This window comes from Microbacterium sp. (assembly GCF_036823965.1).
Taxonomy (GTDB): domain Bacteria; phylum Actinomycetota; class Actinomycetes; order Actinomycetales; family Microbacteriaceae; genus Microbacterium.
The window spans coordinates 103,956-120,087 of sequence record NZ_DAITBE010000001.1 but is presented as its reverse complement, the minus strand read 5'-3'; the positions used below and the strand labels follow the sequence as shown (position 1 = coordinate 120,087).

Annotated in this window: 16 protein-coding genes; 4 read left to right on the top strand and 12 right to left on the bottom strand. The window is 68.1% G+C overall.

Annotation, left to right across the window (positions count from 1 at the left end; all coding sequences use genetic code 11):
* The first annotated feature begins 114 nt into the window (after positions 1 to 114).
* Entirely contained in the window at positions 115 to 1,062 is a 948-nt protein-coding gene (gene dapD, locus V7Z82_RS00585) for a 2,3,4,5-tetrahydropyridine-2,6-dicarboxylate N-succinyltransferase (RefSeq protein ID WP_334146886.1), read from the top strand.
* Between the two features lie 234 nt (positions 1,063 to 1,296).
* A complete protein-coding gene (locus tag V7Z82_RS00580) occupies positions 1,297 to 2,679 on the top strand; it encodes a DEAD/DEAH box helicase (RefSeq protein WP_334146884.1) in 1,383 nt (460 codons plus the stop codon).
* 97 nt (positions 2,680 to 2,776) lie between these two features.
* Here the strand turns inward: V7Z82_RS00580 and V7Z82_RS00575 are convergent, their stop codons facing one another.
* The 6 genes from V7Z82_RS00575 to V7Z82_RS00550 all read right to left on the bottom strand — a co-directional run bounded on the left by V7Z82_RS00575 (position 2,777) and on the right by V7Z82_RS00550 (position 7,268).
* On the bottom strand, positions 2,777 to 4,072 hold the full coding sequence (locus V7Z82_RS00575) for a citrate synthase (protein ID WP_334146882.1): 1,296 nt from the start codon (positions 4,070 to 4,072) through the stop codon (positions 2,777 to 2,779).
* 193 nt (positions 4,073 to 4,265) lie between these two features.
* A complete protein-coding gene (dapC, locus tag V7Z82_RS00570; RefSeq protein WP_334146880.1) occupies positions 4,266 to 5,378 on the bottom strand; it encodes a succinyldiaminopimelate transaminase in 1,113 nt (370 codons plus the stop codon).
* Positions 5,379 to 5,386: 8 nt separating this feature from the next.
* Complete coding sequence (gene fdxA / locus V7Z82_RS00565; RefSeq protein ID WP_045280717.1) at positions 5,387 to 5,707, bottom strand: ferredoxin; 321 nt, start codon at positions 5,705 to 5,707, stop codon at positions 5,387 to 5,389.
* A gap of 9 nt (positions 5,708 to 5,716) precedes the next feature.
* A complete protein-coding gene (locus V7Z82_RS00560) occupies positions 5,717 to 6,187 on the bottom strand; it encodes a histidinol dehydrogenase (RefSeq protein WP_334146877.1) in 471 nt (156 codons plus the stop codon).
* Positions 6,188 to 6,243: 56 nt separating this feature from the next.
* Positions 6,244 to 6,558, bottom strand: a complete 315-nt coding sequence (locus tag V7Z82_RS00555; protein WP_334146875.1) for an AzlD domain-containing protein — start codon at positions 6,556 to 6,558, stop codon at positions 6,244 to 6,246.
* The gene (locus V7Z82_RS00550) at positions 6,555 to 7,268 is read right to left on the bottom strand and encodes an AzlC family ABC transporter permease (RefSeq protein WP_334148299.1); all 714 of its coding nucleotides are present in this window, start codon (positions 7,266 to 7,268) and stop codon (positions 6,555 to 6,557) included. Before V7Z82_RS00550 ends, V7Z82_RS00555 begins: the two co-directional genes overlap by 4 nt.
* A gap of 102 nt (positions 7,269 to 7,370) precedes the next feature.
* Between V7Z82_RS00550 and V7Z82_RS00545 the strand changes: the two genes are divergently transcribed.
* Complete coding sequence (locus V7Z82_RS00545) at positions 7,371 to 7,919, top strand: helix-turn-helix domain-containing protein (RefSeq protein ID WP_334146873.1); 549 nt, start codon at positions 7,371 to 7,373, stop codon at positions 7,917 to 7,919.
* 103 nt (positions 7,920 to 8,022) lie between these two features.
* On the opposite strand, the gene V7Z82_RS00540 is transcribed toward V7Z82_RS00545, so the two are convergent.
* Both V7Z82_RS00540 and typA read right to left on the bottom strand, forming a co-directional pair.
* A complete protein-coding gene (locus V7Z82_RS00540; protein WP_334146871.1) occupies positions 8,023 to 8,844 on the bottom strand; it encodes a phospholipase in 822 nt (273 codons plus the stop codon).
* A 282-nt stretch (positions 8,845 to 9,126) separates the two neighbouring features.
* Entirely contained in the window at positions 9,127 to 11,040 is a 1,914-nt protein-coding gene (gene typA / locus V7Z82_RS00535) for a translational GTPase TypA (RefSeq protein WP_334146869.1), read from the bottom strand.
* 102 nt (positions 11,041 to 11,142) lie between these two features.
* Between typA and V7Z82_RS00530 the strand changes: the two genes are divergently transcribed.
* Complete coding sequence (locus V7Z82_RS00530) at positions 11,143 to 11,943, top strand: CPBP family intramembrane glutamic endopeptidase (protein WP_334146867.1); 801 nt, start codon at positions 11,143 to 11,145, stop codon at positions 11,941 to 11,943.
* A gap of 18 nt (positions 11,944 to 11,961) precedes the next feature.
* Here V7Z82_RS00530 and V7Z82_RS00525 read toward each other — a convergent pair whose 3' ends face one another.
* From V7Z82_RS00525 to V7Z82_RS00510, 4 genes are read right to left on the bottom strand one after another with little or no spacing between them, the layout of a single operon-like run.
* Entirely contained in the window at positions 11,962 to 12,528 is a 567-nt protein-coding gene (locus tag V7Z82_RS00525; protein WP_334146865.1) for a PH domain-containing protein, read from the bottom strand.
* 2 nt (positions 12,529 to 12,530) lie between these two features.
* Positions 12,531 to 14,204: an ABC transporter ATP-binding protein gene (locus V7Z82_RS00520; RefSeq protein ID WP_334146863.1), complete on the bottom strand. Its 1,674-nt coding sequence runs from the start codon at positions 14,202 to 14,204 to the stop codon at positions 12,531 to 12,533.
* Positions 14,201 to 15,142 (bottom strand): ABC transporter permease, encoded by a 942-nt coding sequence (locus tag V7Z82_RS00515; RefSeq protein WP_334146861.1) that lies wholly within the window; start codon positions 15,140 to 15,142, stop codon positions 14,201 to 14,203. Before V7Z82_RS00515 ends, V7Z82_RS00520 begins: the two co-directional genes overlap by 4 nt.
* Entirely contained in the window at positions 15,135 to 16,061 is a 927-nt protein-coding gene (locus V7Z82_RS00510; RefSeq protein WP_334146859.1) for an ABC transporter permease, read from the bottom strand. The genes V7Z82_RS00515 and V7Z82_RS00510 overlap by 8 nt, the downstream gene beginning before the upstream one ends.
* Between the last annotated feature and the right edge of the window lie 71 nt (positions 16,062 to 16,132).

Below are 16,132 nucleotides of genomic sequence, written 5' to 3'. Positions count from 1 at the left end.
CGGGTTCCGGTCGCTGTTCCTGCCGCCCAGCCGCTGAGCAGGCGGCAGAAGACGCGACCGGAACACATCGTCATCCGGCAGGGCGCGCGCACGCGTTCGGGATACCGTTGAGGCATGACTGAATCGCGCAGCGTCTGGGGCATCGGACTCACCACGATCGCCGGCAACGGCACCGTCCTGGATGCCTGGTACTCCGAGCTCGGCACGGGAGAGCTCCCGACGGATGCCGCCGCGGCATCCGCCCTGGACTCGCTCACCGGACCCGATGAGCGACGCGACGTCATGGTCGAGGCAGTGCAGCTCCGGATCGACCTCGATGCCGCGCCGGTGTCCACCGCCGACGCGTACCTGCGTCTGCACGCTCTCTCGCACCTCCTGGTGCGTCCGAACGATCTCAACCTCGACGGCATCTTCGGTCACCTGCCGAACGTCGCATGGACGAACGCCGGCCCCGTGCACCCCGAGGACGCCGCGCGTCTGCGTCCGCAGCTGCAGCGCGCGGGCATCCAGGTGCAGGGGCTCGACAAGTTCCCGCGTCTCACCGACTACCTGCAGCCCGCCGGTGTGCGCATCGCCGACGCGTCGCGCGTGCGTCTCGGCGCCCACCTCTCCCCCGGCACCACCGTGATGCACGAGGGCTTCGTGAACTTCAACGCCGGAACGCTCGGCGCCTCCATGGTCGAGGGCCGCATCTCGCAGGGCGTCGTGGTCGGCGACGGCAGCGACATCGGCGGCGGCTCGTCGATCATGGGCACGCTCTCCGGCGGCGGCACGCACCGCGTCTCGATCGGCGCGCGCACGCTGCTCGGCGCGAACGCAGGCATCGGCATCTCCCTCGGCGACGACTGCGTCGTCGAGGCGGGCCTGTACGTGACCGCCGGCACCAAGGTCGTGCTCGTCGACGGCCAGGTCACCGCCGATGGCACGAAGCAGACGGTCAAGGGCGCTGAGCTCTCCGGTCAGCACGGGCTGCTGTTCCGACGCAACTCGCTCAGCGGCGCCGTCGAGGCGGTCCGACGCGCCGGTGTCGGCGTGACGCTGAACGAGGCGCTGCACGCCTGAGCGCACGGCTCACCTCTTCCTCGCGACCGCCTGCAGTGTTCTCCAAGGTCCGCGTGATAGTGTCAGCGTGACGTCTTCGCCATGCGAGGCGTCTGCGTCGTCGACACGCTCCCGCGCCACTCACCCGGTTCTGGCCATTTCGAACGGCGAAACGATGCGCGATCCCGCGCCGTCGCCCACCCTCCCGCACCAGGACCACTCGTTCGTGCGTGCGTGCAATCTCGGAGATACTTCATGACTTCCTTCCTCGATCTCGGCGTGCCCGCCGACCTCGCAGCCGTCCTCTCGAAGGACGGCAAGACCGAGGCGTTCGCGATCCAGCGCGACACGCTTCCCGATTCCCTCGCCGGCCGTGACCTCCTCGGTCGTGGCCGCACCGGCAGTGGCAAGACCATCGCCTTCGCCCTGCCGCTCGTGAGCCGTATCGCGGCATCCTCGCGCAGCAGCCGTCCCGGCCACCCGCGCGGTCTGGTGCTCGCACCGACCCGCGAGCTCGCCACCCAGATCGCCGCGACCATCGCGCCGCTCGCCGAGGCCAAGGGCCTCCGCGTGACCACCGTCTTCGGCGGTGTCAGCCAGCGACCGCAGGAGCAGGCCATGCGCAGCGGCGTCGACATCGTCGTCGCGTGCCCCGGCCGTCTCGAAGACCTCATGAAGCAGAAGGTCGTGCAGCTCGACGCCGTCGAGGTCACCGTGCTCGACGAGGCCGACCACATGGCCGACCTCGGCTTCCTGCCCGGCGTCACGCGCATCCTCACGGCCACGCCGTCCGGTGGACAGCGCCTGCTGTTCAGCGCGACGCTGGACCGCGGCATCGACACCCTCGCCCGCCGCTTCCTCTCCGACGCCGTCAGCCATGAGGTCGACGAGGAGAGCGTGCCGGTCGGAGAGATGACGCACCGCGTGCTCGTCGTCAACTCCACCGAGAACAAGACGACGCTGGTCCGTGAGCTCGCCTCGGGCACCGGTCGTCGCATCCTGTTCACGCGCACCAAGCACCAGGCCAAGAAGCTCGCCAAGCAGCTGACCGCCGCCGGCATCCCCTCGGTCGATCTGCACGGCAACCTGTCGCAGAACGCCCGCGAGCGCAACCTCAGCGCCTTCTCGGCCGCTCCCGCCGACGGCGGCGTGCGTGTCCTCGTCGCGACCGACGTGGCCGCCCGTGGCGTGCACGTCGACAACGTCGACCTGGTCGTGCACGTCGACCCGCCCATGGAGCACAAGGCGTACCTGCACCGCTCGGGCCGCACAGCTCGCGCCGGCGCAGCCGGAACCGTCGTCACGGTCGTGCTCCCCGAGCAGCGCCGCGACGTCAAGGACCTGCTCCGCAAGGCTGCCATCTCGGCCGCCCTCGAAGACGTCACGGCAGCCGCAGTGAACGAGCTCGTCCCGGAGCGCGCCGAGCACGTGCGCCCCGCGCCGGTCCAGGCACAGCAGCCGCAGCGTCAGGCGAAGCAGCGCCCAGCCGGTGGCGAGCGCGCCGGTGCGGCGACTCCCCCGGCCCGTCGTCGTCGCCCCCGCTCCGGCGGACAGGGTGGCGGCCAGGGTGGCCAGGCAGGCTTCTCACGTCAGGGCGGCCAGAGCCGTCAGGGCGGTCGCAGCTCGCAGGGTCGCTGACCCCCAGCACACGCAGAAGCGGCGTGTCTCCCTCGGGAGGCACGCCGCTTTCGTGTGTGCTGGCCGATCCTCTCAGGGGAGGATCGGCGAGTCGAGATCAGCGGGTCGGGAAGTCGCGCTCCGGCGATCCCGTGTACAGCTGCTGCGGCCGACCGATCTTCGTCTGCGGATCGAGCTGCAGCTCACGCCACTGCGCCAGCCAGCCGGGCAGACGGCCGATCGCGAAGAGCACCGTGAACATGCGCGTCGGGAAGCCCATGGCCTTGTAGATCACGCCGGTGTAGAAGTCGACGTTCGGGTACAGACGGCGCTCGCGGAAGTAGTCGTCGGCCAGCGCGAGCTCTTCGAGCTCCTTGGCGAGGTCGAGCAGCGGGTCGGTCACGCCCAGCGAGGCGAGCACCTCGTCGGCCGCATCCTTGACGAGCTTGGCGCGCGGGTCGTAGTTCTTGTAGACCCGGTGCCCGAAGCCCATCAGCTTCACGCCCTCTTCCTTGTTCTTCACGCGCTCGACGAAGCGGGACACGCTCTGACCGGAGTCGCGGATCTGGCCGAGCATCGTGAGCACGGCCTCGTTCGCACCGCCGTGCAGCGGGCCGGAGAGGGCCTGGATGCCGGCGGAGACGGACGCGAACTGGTTCGCCCCGGTGGAGCCGACCAGACGCACGGTCGAGGTGGAGGCGTTCTGCTCGTGGTCCTCATGCAGGATGAGGAGCAGCTCGAGCGCCTTCGACATCACCGGGTTGACCTCGTACTCCTCGCTGTGCACGCCGAAGTTGAGCTTCAGGAAGTTGTCGACGAAGCTCAGCGAGTTGTCCGGGTAGAGGAATGCCTGGCCCACGCTCTTCTTGTGCGCGTACGCCGCGATCACCGGGAGCTTCGCGAGCATGCGGATCATGTTCAGCTCGACATGCTCGGGGTTGTGCGGGTCGGTCTGGCCCTCGTAGTAGGTCGAGAGCGCGGCGACGGCCGACGACAGCACCGACATCGGGTGCGCGGTATGCGGCAGCGCCGAGAAGAAGCGCTTGAGGTCCTCGTGCAGGAGCGTGTGGCGGCGGATCTTCTCGTCGAACTCCGAGAGCTCGGATGCCGAGGGCAGCTCGCCGTAGATCAGCAGCCAGGCGACTTCCAGGTAGCTCGTGGTGTTGGCGAGCTGCTCGATCGGATACCCGCGGTAGCGCAGGATGCCCTTGTCGCCGTCGATGAACGTGATCTCGGACTTCGTCGACGCCGTGTTCACGAAGCCGTAGTCGAGGCCGGTGTAGCCGGTCTGGCGGGTCAGCGTCGAGAAGTCGATGCTGCTGTTGCCGGCAGTGCCGTGCACCAGTGGGAACTCCGCGGTGGTCTCGCCGATCGTCAGCTTCGCCGTAGCCTGCTGGTCTGCCGCTGCACTCACGCGGACCTCCTCGTCGTGTCTGACTGCTCGCGTGTCGCGTGGATGTCAGCCATATCTCTTCTCAAGCCTGAACTGGCGATGTGGTGGCAAGATGCCGCCTGGTCGGATCACGACCGGATCGCTTTTACAGCCTAGTAGGGACTCAGGCCTACTGTGACATCCGCCAAGCAGACGACGCGGTCGATGAGGATTCCTACAGCACACTCGCGCGCAGGCGGCGCGCAGCCTCGGCCACGCGCTCGGTGGGCGCGGTCAGCGAGAGCCGGACGTGCTCGGCGGAGTCCGATCCGTAGAACGGACCGGGACCTGCCAGGATGCCGAGATCGGCGAGGCGTGCGATCGAGTCCCAGGCGTCCCTGCCCTCGGTCGCCCAGAGGTAGAGGCCGGCCTCGGACCCGTCGATGCGGAAGCCTGCCGCCTCCACGGCAGGGCGCAGCAGATCGCGGCGCTCGCGGTAGAGCTCCTTCTGCGCGGTCACATGCTCGTCGTCGCCGAGGGCAGCCGCCATCGCGTGCTGGATCGGCGCCGGCGGCATGAGACCGAGGTGCTTGCGCGCTGTGAGCAGCTCGCCGACGATGCGTGCGCAACCTGCGACGAATGCAGCGCGGTACCCGGCCAGATTCGACTGCTTGCTCAGCGAGTACACGCTGAGCAGGTTGGCTCGGCTGCCGTCGGTGACCCGCGGATCCAGGACGGAGGGCACCGGCTCGCTCGCCCACTGGCCGTCCCAGCCGAGCTCGGCGTAGCACTCGTCACTCGCGAGCACGGCTCCGAGTTCGCGCGCACGGCGGACGGCCGCTGCGAGCTCGTCGACAGTCCAGGTGCGGCCGTCCGGGTTGCCAGGAGTGTTGATCCAGATGAGCTTCGTGCCCTCTGGCCAGCTCGCGGGATCATCCTCGGCGAGCGGCGTCGCACCGGCGGTGCGGGCACCGACCTCGTAGGTGGGATAGGCCACGCGAGGGTGCACGACGATGTCGCCCTCGCCGAGGCCGAGGAGCGTCGGAAGCAGCGCGACCAGTTCCTTCGACCCGATCGTCGGCAGCACGTTGTCGACCCGCAGGTCGGTGACGCCGCGGCGACGGGCGTACCAGTCGACGATCGCCTCGCGCACTGCCGGGGTGCCGACGGTCTGCGGATACGCGTGCGCGTCCGTCGCCTCGGTCAGCGCTCGACGGATCACATCGGGGGTCGGGTCGACCGGCGAGCCGATCGAGAGATCCACGAGACCGTCCGGATGCTGCGCTGCGCGCTCACGGAACGGGACGACGGCATCCCAGGGGTAGTCGGCGAGGTCGCGGACGCTCACGTCGAGGCCTACTCGCCCTGAGGCGGGAGCGCTGCGATCACGGGGTGATCGAAGGAGTACACCCCGACCTTGGCGGCGCCACCGGGAGAGCCGATCTCCGAGAAGAACTCGACGTTCGCCTTGTAGTAGTCCTGCCACTCATCGGGCAGGTCATCCTCGTAGTAGATGGCCTCGACCGGGCAGACCGGCTCGCAGGCGCCGCAGTCCACGCATTCATCGGGGTGGATGTACAACGAACGCTCGCCCTCATAGATGCAGTCCACGGGGCATTCGTCGATGCAGGCACGGTCCTTCACATCGACACACGGCAGGGCGATCACATACGTCACCCGTCCAGTCTACGGCGCGCGCGGCTCGTTCTCCTGCGAGGAGGCGGGGTGCGCCGGAACGGCGGTGATCAACGGTTCCGGCACGACGGGGACGGCAGTCGTCGCAGCCTCGGTTCGCACCGGAAGGCGCGAGAACGACGGCCACGCCACCACGAGCAGCACGAGACCGGCCACGAGGTAGGTCCAGATCCGTCCGGCGAGCGAGTCCTCCACCACGACGGACCCGCCAGGGCCCACGCCGGAGATGAGCAGCAGCATCCCGACCATGCCGACGCCGGCAGCCAGCGCCGCGCCACGGTCGTGCGTGAGTGAACGGACCGCAATCAGGATCGCTGCGCAGGCGATGGCGCCGACGATCAGGCCGACCGGGATCGGCCCCCAGGTCAGGCTGTGGGCGATCGTGCCGGCGACGCCGTACACACCGCCGACGAGGATCGCAGAGATCCACGACAACACTCTCGACACCCAGCTGACGCGCACGCGTCGATTCTACCGGCGCAGTCGTCGTCGGTGCCGCCGGTCATCGCTGTGCGAGCTCAGAGCGCGAGTCCCCACAGTCGCAGCAGCGCAGCCACGAGGGCCGCAGCGAACACCACCACCAGGAAGGACTGCCGCAGCCACAGCAGCCCGGCGGCGACCAAGAGCGCCGGAACGCGGGCGTCGACCATGATGGCCTGCCCTGCGCCGAGCGTCTGGACGGCCACGAGGGCTGCGAGCAGCGCCACCGTGAGCAGATCCGAGATGCGTGCTGGTCGCGGAGCTTCGAGCACCTTGGGCGGCACCAGGTAGCCGACCGCCTTCAGTCCGAGGCAGACCAGCGCGGCGAGCAGGATCGCACTCCAGATGGTCATGGCGTCACCGCCGTTGCATCCGCAGCGGCAGGTGCGGGCCGGTCGCCGAGCCAGTTGAACCAGCCGACCACGATCGCGACGACCGCCGCGAGCAGCACCGGAATCCCCGGCATCAGGAACGGCGTGACCGAGGCGGCGACGACGGCGGCGGCGATGCCGACCGCGATGGCCTGCCGCTGCTGGAGCCGCGGCCAGAGCAGTGCGAGGAACGCGGCAGCGGCTGCGGCATCCAGTCCCCATGCCCGCGGGTCTCCCAGCACGTCGCCGACCAGCGCGCCGATCAGGGTGGTGATGTTCCAGCCGACGAAGATGCCGATCCCGGTGATCCAGAATCCGACGCGCCGGAGTCGCGGGTCACTCTGCGAGATCGCGACGGCGGTCGACTCGTCGATCGTGAAGTGCGCGGCGGCGGCACGCTGCAGCGCCCCCCCGCCGATCACCGGCGACATGCGCATCCCGTACGCGACGTTGCGGACTCCGAGCAGCACCGCCGAAGCGATCGCCGACGGCAGGGCCGCGACGCCGCCGGCGGTGAAGACGCCGACGAAGGCGAACTGCGAGCCGCCGGTGAACATCAGCAGGCTCAGCACGCAGGTCTGCCAGACGTCGAGACCGGATGCCACGGCGAGGGCGCCGAACGATACCCCGTACGCGCTGGTGGCCAGCACGACGCCGAGCGCCTCTCGCCACACCTCACGCTCTGGTGTCATCACCGGAACACCCCGATCGTTCGATTCGCTGAACACATGATGATCATTCTGAACATCTGTGTCGGCATAGTCAAGCGAACGATCGTTTGACATGATGAACGAATGGAGGATCTCCGAACACGAATCGCCCGCACCCTGCGTCGGGAGCGCGAAGCCGCGTCACTCTCGGTGTCAGAGCTCGCTCGCCGAGCCGGCATCTCGAAGGCGACGGTCTCGCAGCTCGAGGGCGGCGCCGGCAATCCCAGCGTCGAGACCCTCTGGGCGCTGGGCGTCGCGCTCGGCGTCCCCTTCGCCGTGCTCGTCGACCAGCAGGCGAACGCCCCCACACTCATCCGAGCGGCAGATCTGGCCGGCGTGCCGTCGTCCGCCGCCGCCTACAGCGCGAGCCTGCTGTCGGCGAGCCCGCCGGGCGCGAGACGCGACCTCTACCTTATCCAGGCGGAGCCGGGCGATCCGCGCCGATCCGACCCGCACCACGTCGGCACGACCGAGCACGTGATCCTGATCGCCGGAGAGGCGAGGATCGGACCGGTCGACGCACCCGTCACGCTGCAGCCGGGCGACTACCTCTCCTACGCGGGCGACGTTCCCCACATCTTCGAGGCGACGGTCGCCGGCACCAGCGCGGTCCTCATCTCCGAGCTGCGCTGATCCCCGCGCTCGGCAGACGTTCGAGCTCCGCTGCACCTCGACCTCCGGATACCGCGAAGGCCCACCCCCGGACGGGAGCGGGCCTTCAGCGGAGCGGTACGGATCAGTACCAGTTCATGGCCTGGGAGTGCGACCATGCGCTGCACGGCGTCCCGTATCCACGCGAGATGTAGTCGAGGCCCCAGGCGATCTGCGTGGCGGCGTTCGTCTGCCAGTCGCTCCCGGCCGATGCCATCTTGCTGCCGGGCAGCGCCTGCGGGATGCCGGTTGCTCCGCCGTCCGCGTTGTACGCCTGGTAGTTCCAGCCGGACTCCTTGGTCCACAGCGAGCTGAGGCAGGAGAACTGATCGGCACCCCAGCCGTAGCGGCTGGAGGCCATCTCGGCTGCGGTTGCCTTGGCACCGTCGACCGTGTTCGACGCTGCCAGCGCGGCTGCCGCCGCCGCGGCCTGCTCTGCGGCGGCGCGCTCGGCATCCGCAGCCGCCTTCTGCGCCTGCGCTGCAGAGAACGCCTCCTGGAGGGTCGCAGTGCTCGCCTCGACCGCATGCGTGTCGGCGATGGTGTCGTCGGTCAGATCGCTCAGCAGCAGCGCGGGGATCACTGCACGCTCGCCGAGGTCGTCGATGTGGTCCTGCAGCTCGGTCGTGGCGATCGACGTCGGCACGCCGCCGAGATCGAGCCCGGAGGCGGCGACGTCGGCCGTGAGCGTGTCGGCAGCGGTGACCGCGCCCTGCGCCTCAGTCAGCGCGGCGTTGGCGGAGTCGGTGATGTCGCGAAGCGAGAGCTCCTGCGACGCGGCGGAGGTGACGGCGAGCTCGGACGGCCCGCCGTTCGCGCGCTCGGCGCCGGCGGCAGGAGTCGAGACGACGCCGACCGTGAGCGTGATGCCGAGGAGGGCACCGGTGATGGTGGTCAGCAGCACCATCGGACGCCTGGCCCTGACAGCGGAGTGGACGCGCGCCGCCTCGACGGCGCGCCGGGAAGCACGGGTGTTGTGAAGGTGAAGCAAAGGGTTCGACTTTCGGGTTGTCGTACACCCGGACCTGCAGGCAGGGCGACTCATCGGGAGCCGACTCGCCGGGCGCAAGTGTCCGAGTCTGCATGACGAACCTGAACAAAAAATATCCCTGACCTGGGTATTTCATGAGAAGAGGGCCCCATCCGCGTCGAAATCGACGGGATGGGGCCCTCTCCTGGACAGCTGAGATCAGGCGTTGGCGTCCTGGCGCTTCAGTCGAGCGGTCTCACGCGCACGCGTGTTCGCGTCGAGCGCGACCTTGCGGATGCGGACGACCTCGGGGGTCACCTCGACACATTCGTCGTCACGAGCGAACTCGAGGCTCTCCTCGAGCGTGAGCTGACGAGGGGGCGTCATCGACTCGAAGGTGTCGGAGCTCGCCGCACGCATGTTGGTGAGCTTCTTCTCCTTCGTGATGTTGACGTCCATGTCGTCGGCGCGCGAGTTCTCGCCGATGACCATGCCCTCGTAGACCTCCTGCGTGGGCTGCACGAAGAACGACATGCGCTCCTGCAGTGCGATCATCGCGAACGGGGTGACGACACCCTGGCGGTCGGCGACGATCGAGCCGTTCTGGCGCGTCGTGATGGAACCTGCCCAGGGCTCGTAGCCGTGCGAGATCGCGTTCGCGATGCCGGTGCCGCGGGTCGTGGTGAGGAACTCGCTGCGGAAGCCGATCAGGCCGCGCGACGGGACGATGAACTCCATGCGCACCCAGCCGGTGCCGTGGTTGGTCATGTTGTCCATGCGACCCTTGCGGTTCGCGAGCAGCTGCGTGATGGCACCGAGGTGCTCTTCAGGCGTGTCGATGGTCAGGTGCTCGAACGGCTCGTAGGTCTTGCCGTCGATCTTCTTCGTGACCACCTGCGGCTTGCCGACCGTGAGCTCGAAGCCCTCGCGACGCATGTTCTCGACGAGGATGGCGAGAGCGAGCTCTCCACGACCCTGCACCTCCCACGCGTCCGGGCGTCCGATGTCGACGACCTTGAGCGACACGTTGCCGATGAGCTCCTTGTCGAGGCGGTCCTTGACCATGCGAGCGGTCAGCTTGTGACCCTTGACCTTGCCCATGAGCGGCGAGGTGTTGGTGCCGATCGTCATCGAGATGGCGGGATCGTCGACCGTGATCGCGGGCAGCGGACGAACGTCCTCCGGGTCGGCGATGGTCTCGCCGATGGTGATGTTCTCGAAGCCGGCGATGGCGACGATGTCACCGGGGCCGGCGGACTCCGCCGGGTAGCGCTCGAGAGCGCGGGTCTTCAGCAGCTCGGTGATGCGAGCGTTCTGGTGCGTGCCGTCGGCGCGGACCCAGGCCACGGTCTGGCCCTTCTTCAGCGTGCCGTTGAAGACGCGCAGCAGCGCGAGACGACCGAGGAACGGGCTGGAGTCGAGGTTGGTGACCCACGCCTGCAGCGGGTGCTCGTCGTCGTACTCCGGAGCAGGAACGTGCTCGAGGATGGCCTCGAACAGCGGCTCGAGGTCGTCGTTGTCGGGCAGCGAGCCGTCGGCCGGGCGGTTGCGCGAGGCGGCGCCGGCGCGGCCGGACGCGTAGACGACCGGCACGTCGAGCAGCGCGTCGACGTCGAGGTCGGGCACGTCGTCGACGAGGTCGGACGCCAGTCCGAGCAGCAGGTCGTGCGCCTCCTCCTCGACCTCGGCGATGCGAGCGTCGGGGCGGTCGGTCTTGTTGACCAAGAGGATGACGGGGAGCTTCGCCTCGAGCGCCTTGCGCAGCACGAAGCGGGTCTGGGGCAGCGGGCCCTCGCTCGCGTCGACGAGCAGCACGACGCCGTCGACCATGGACAGGCCGCGCTCGACCTCGCCGCCGAAGTCGGCGTGGCCGGGGGTGTCGATCACGTTGATCGTCACCTCGCCGTCCTTGGCGTGGACACCCTTGTAGGTGATCGCCGTGTTCTTCGCGAGGATCGTGATGCCCTTCTCGCGCTCCAGGTCGTTGGAGTCCATGGCGCGCTCATCGACGTGGGCGTGTTCGCCGAAAGAGCCCGTCTGACGCAGCATGGCGTCGACGAGTGTGGTCTTGCCGTGGTCGACGTGCGCGACGATTGCGACGTTGCGGAGGTCAGAGCGGAGGGCGTGCGCCATGCATGAGTCCTAAGAAGATGGTGGGATGTGTCGAGAAACCGACGTTCCAGGATAACGCACGCACAGGGTTCGTTCCTGTATGCAGGCCGTAGCATCGAGATCGTGACCCGACTCCCCGCCGACAGCGCGCTTTTCTCGGCCCCGCCTTCGCGCGCTCGACTGTGGTGGGAGATCGCGATCGTCCTCGCGCTCGGGCTCGGGCAGTCGGCCGTCTACGCGATCGTGCAGCTCGCCTACCGGCTCACAGACAGCACGCCGCTCGCCGACCAGACCACGACGCTGAACCCCTCCCGCAGCGATCGCGAGATCTTCGACCTGATCTATCAGGTGCTGTCCATCGGATTCTCGCTCGTGCCGGTGCTGCTGGTCTGCTTCCTGCTCTGGCAGACCTCGCGTCCGCACCTCGGCCGGCTCGGGCTCGACGGCACTCGGATGGGCACCGACGCTGGGCGAGGCGTGCTGCTCGTGCTCGCGATCGGCATTCCCGGTCTCGGTCTGTACATCGCCGGCCGCGCACTCGGGCTGTTCGTGGCCGTGAACCCCGCTGGACTCGACGCGCATTGGTGGACCGTGCCGATCCTCCTGCTCGCGGCGGCTCGTGCCTCGCTGCAGGAGGAGTTCGTCGTGCTGGGCTACCTGTTCGCACGACTGAAGCAGCTCGGCTGGAGCCCGTGGACGATCATCATCGCCACCTCGATCCTGCGCGCGAGCTACCACCTGTACCAAGGGCCGGGCGCGTTCATCGGGAACCTGGCGATGGGACTGCTGTTCGGCTGGCTGTTCCAGCGCTCAGGACGACTGCTGCCGTTCCTCGTCGCGCACTTCCTGATCGACGCGACCGTGTTCGTCGGCTATCCGTGGGCCGCGGCCACCTGGCCGGACGTGTTCGGGCTGCCGAGCTGACGACGAGCGGGCCGCTGCTCAGCCTGCCTGCGTGATCAGCACGGCGCCGACCGCCCACAGCACGATCACTGCGAGCGCGATGAGCGCCGGTCCGTCCCAGCTGCGCACGATCGGCGCCTGCCCGGCAGACCCGGCCTGCCAGAGCTCACGGATGTCGGAGAGATCCCGGACGCCGACCGGCGCCTTCGGCGCCTCATCATTCGATCGCATGCGGCTGCGCGTCGGGCGGGAGCGCGCAGGTCCGCCATAGCAGGCGACCGTCTTGCCGTCGTCGAGCGCGAACTCCAGCTGCCAGCGGAAATCGATGTCGCGAACCCTGCTCCAGCCGAAGGTCGTGCGCCGCAGCATGTTCTGCACGAGAGCACCGTGGGCATCGACGCGAACGCGAGACACGAAGCTCACCTGATACACGATCCACAGACCGAGCAGCAGCCACGGAGCCACGAGGAGCATCTGCATCAGGCTTCCGCGCACGGCCGTGTCCCCGAGCAGGTACAGCGCGAGCGCCGAGGTCAGCGCCATCACCACCGGCCCGGAGGACGCGCGGAAGGTCCGCGCGCCCTCGGGGCGATCCGGCTGCGTCACCGTCAGTGACCGCCGAGGGTGATCGATGCGCCGGGGATCGCCTGCAGGAGGCGATCCGTGTACTCCTGCTGCGGGTTGGCGAAGATCTCGTCGACAGTCCCCTGCTCGACGATCCTGCCCTTCTCCATGACGCAGACGAGGTCGCTCGACACCCGGACGACCGCGAGGTCGTGGGTGATGAACAGGTACGTCAGGTCGAGCTCGGACTGCAGTTCGGCGAGGAGCTGCAGGATCTGATCCTGCACCAGCACGTCGAGCGCGGACACCGCCTCATCGAGCACCACGATGTCGGGCTTGAGCGCGAGCGCGCGGGCGATCGCCACACGCTGACGCTGACCACCGGACAGCTCGTTCGGGTAGCGGGTCGCGAGCACACGCGGCAGCGAGACCTGGTCGAGGAGCTCCTCGACGCGCTCGCGCTGCGACGCGCGGTCGCCGACGCCGTGGATCTGCAGCGGCTCCGAGATCGTGTTCCCGATGTTCCGGAGCGGGTCCAGCGACCCGTACGGATCCTGGAACACCGGCTGCATGCGTCGGCGCAGACCGAACGCCTGCGCGTTCGACAGCCGTGACACGTCCTGGCCGTCGATCTCGATGGTGCCGCTGGTGGGCTCCTCGAGCTTGAGCACCATCTTGGCGACCGTGGACTTGCCGGAACCCGACTCCCCGACGAGAGCCAGCGTCTTGCCACGAGGGATCTCGAAGTTCACGTCGTCCACCGCGCGGAAGGCTTCGCTGCGGAAGCCGCCCTGACGGATCTTGTAGTCCTTCGTGAGTCCGGCGACACGCACCGTCGGCGGGATGTCCGCGAGGTCGTCGAGCGTCTCGATGCCCCGGTCCTCGACGACGGCCTGGATCCGCTTCGATGCGACGCTGGGTGCCGCGGCGACCAGTCGCTTCGTGTACGGATGCTGCGGATCCTCGAGGATCTGCCGGCTCGGGCCTGCTTCGACGATGTGGCCACCGTTCATCACGATGATCTTCTCGGCGCGTTCAGCCGCGAGGCCGAGGTCGTGCGTGATCAGGAGCATCGAGGTGCCCTTGTCTCGCGTGAGGCTCGCCATGTGGTCCAGGATCACCCGCTGCACCGTCACGTCGAGCGCCGAGGTCGGCTCGTCGGCGATCAGCAGCTTCGGGTCGGCGGCCAGCCCGATCCCGATCAGCGCCCGCTGGCGCATGCCACCGGAGAACTGGTGCGGGAACTGGTGCAGGCGACGCTCGGCGTCGGCCAATCCGGCCTGCTGGAGCACCTCGACGGCCCGCTCCTTGACGCCGCCACGACCCTCGGCGATGCCGTTCGCACGGATGGCTTCCTTGACCTGGAAGCCGATGCTCCACACCGGGTTGAGGTTCGACATCGGATCCTGCGGGACGAAGCCGATGTCCCGTCCGCGGACGTTCTCGATCTCATGCCGGCTGAGGGTCGTCAGCTCTCGGCCTTCGAGCGTGATCGATCCGTTGGTGATCACACCCGTGCCGGGCAGCAGGTTGACGATGGCCGTGGCCGTCGTGGACTTGCCGGAACCCGACTCGCCGACGATCGCCACGGTCTCACCGGGCATCACATCGAAGCTCACCCCGTGCAGGACCTCGCGCAGTCCGTCCTGTGTCCTGAACGCGACCTTGAGGTCGCGAACACTCAGCAGCGGTACCTGGTCAGCAATGCGTTCGCTCATCGTCGCGCCCTCGCCTTCGGGTCGATGGCGTCTCGGATGAGCTCGCCCAAGGTCACGAACGCGAGCACCGAGAGGGTGAGCGCGATCGACGGATAGATCAGCGCCATGGGAGCGACGCGCAGCGCGGCCTGAGCCTGGCTGATGTCGTTGCCCCACGACATGACGCTGGAGCCGAGCCCGACACCGAGGAACGACAGGGTCGCCTCGGCGACGATCGCAGCGGCGAGCCCCAGGGTCGAGACCACCAGCAGCGGTGCGATGGCGTTCGGCACGACGTGGTTCACGAGCGTGCTGAACTTCGACTGCCCGAGTGCACGGGAGGCCATCACGAAGTCAGCCTGCCGCACTCGCAGGATTTCGGCACGCACCACTCGTGCGGTCGAGGCCCAGGCGAACCCGCCGATCGCGAACGCGAGCGTCCACACCGAACGGGAGTCCGAGAACACCGTCATGACGACGACGGCGGCCAGGATGTACGGGATCGCGAAGAAGATGTCACCGATGCGCGAGAGCAGCGCATCGAGCCATCCGCCGTAGAACCCGGCGAGGGCACCCATGATGAGGCCGAGGAACGAGGCAATGATCGTCGCGATCAGACCGACGGCGAGTGATGTCTGTGCGCCGTAGATCACACGCGAGTAGATGTCGCAGCCCTGGAACGTGTATCCGAGGGGGTGCCCGTCGGCAGGACCTTCGTTGCTGTACATCAGGTCGCAGCTGCGGGGATCGACGTTCGTGAACAACGACGGCCATGCGGCGATCACGATGAACAGCGCAGCGAGGACGACCGAGAACCAGAACAGCGGACGACGGCGCAGATCGGTCCACGCGTCACGCCACAGGTTGCTGGGCTTCTCGGCGATGCGGATCGCGTCGACCGCGATCGACTCCGTCTCGACCGGAGCGACGTAGTGCTTCTGGGAAGTGGGATCAGACATAGCGAATCCTCGGATCGAGCAGACCGTAGAGCAGGTCGATGACCAGGTTGACCAGGACGTACAGGATGACGAACACCGTGACGAAGGAGACGACGGTCGGGCCCTCGCCTCGCTGCACGGCCTGGAAGAGGGTGTTGCCGACGCCGGGGACGTTGAAGATGCCCTCGGTGACGGTCGCACCGACCAGCAGCACACCGAAGTTGGTGGCCGAGTTCGTGATCACCGGGATCAGGGAGTTGCGCAGCACGTGCACGGGGATCACGCGACCGCGTGACAGTCCCTTGCTGTATGCCGTGCGGACCCAGTCCTGGTTCAGCGTGTCGATGACGGAGCTGCGCATCAGACGCATGCTGACCGCGAAGAGGCTGAACCCGAGCACGATCGCCGGAAGCCAGAGACCTCCCCAGTCGTTGTCGGCCCCCACCGTGGGCTTGAACCAGCCCCACTGGATCGCGAGGAAGTACTGCGCGAGGAAGCAGAGCACGAAGATCGGGATGGCGATCGCGACGAGCGCCACCACGAGGGCGGTGTTGTCGAACAGCTTTCCCTTGCGGAGCGCCGAGATGGTGCCGATGATGATCGCGAGCGTGAACTCGATCGCGATGGCCATCACTGCGAGGCGGCCGGTCACGGGGAGTGTGTCGGCGAGCACCGCAGACACCGGACGCCCGGAGAAGGTGTTGCCGAGGTCGCCCTGGAAGACACCGGTGATGTAGTACCAGTACTGCACGATGAACGGATCGTTCAGGTGGTACTGCTCACGCAGTGCCTCCACGAGCGCCGGGTTCGGCGTGCGGTCTCCGAAGAGCGCAAGAATCGGGTCTCCCGGCATTGCGAAGACCAGGAAGTAGATGAGCAGGGTGGCCCCGAAGAAGACCGGGATCACCTGCAGGAGTCGTCTGAGGATGTAAGAGAGCATCCGCTGTCCCTTTCTGAGGAACGCGAGAAAGTCGGGCGAGAACAGCCTACGAGGCGGTGACGATCTCCGTC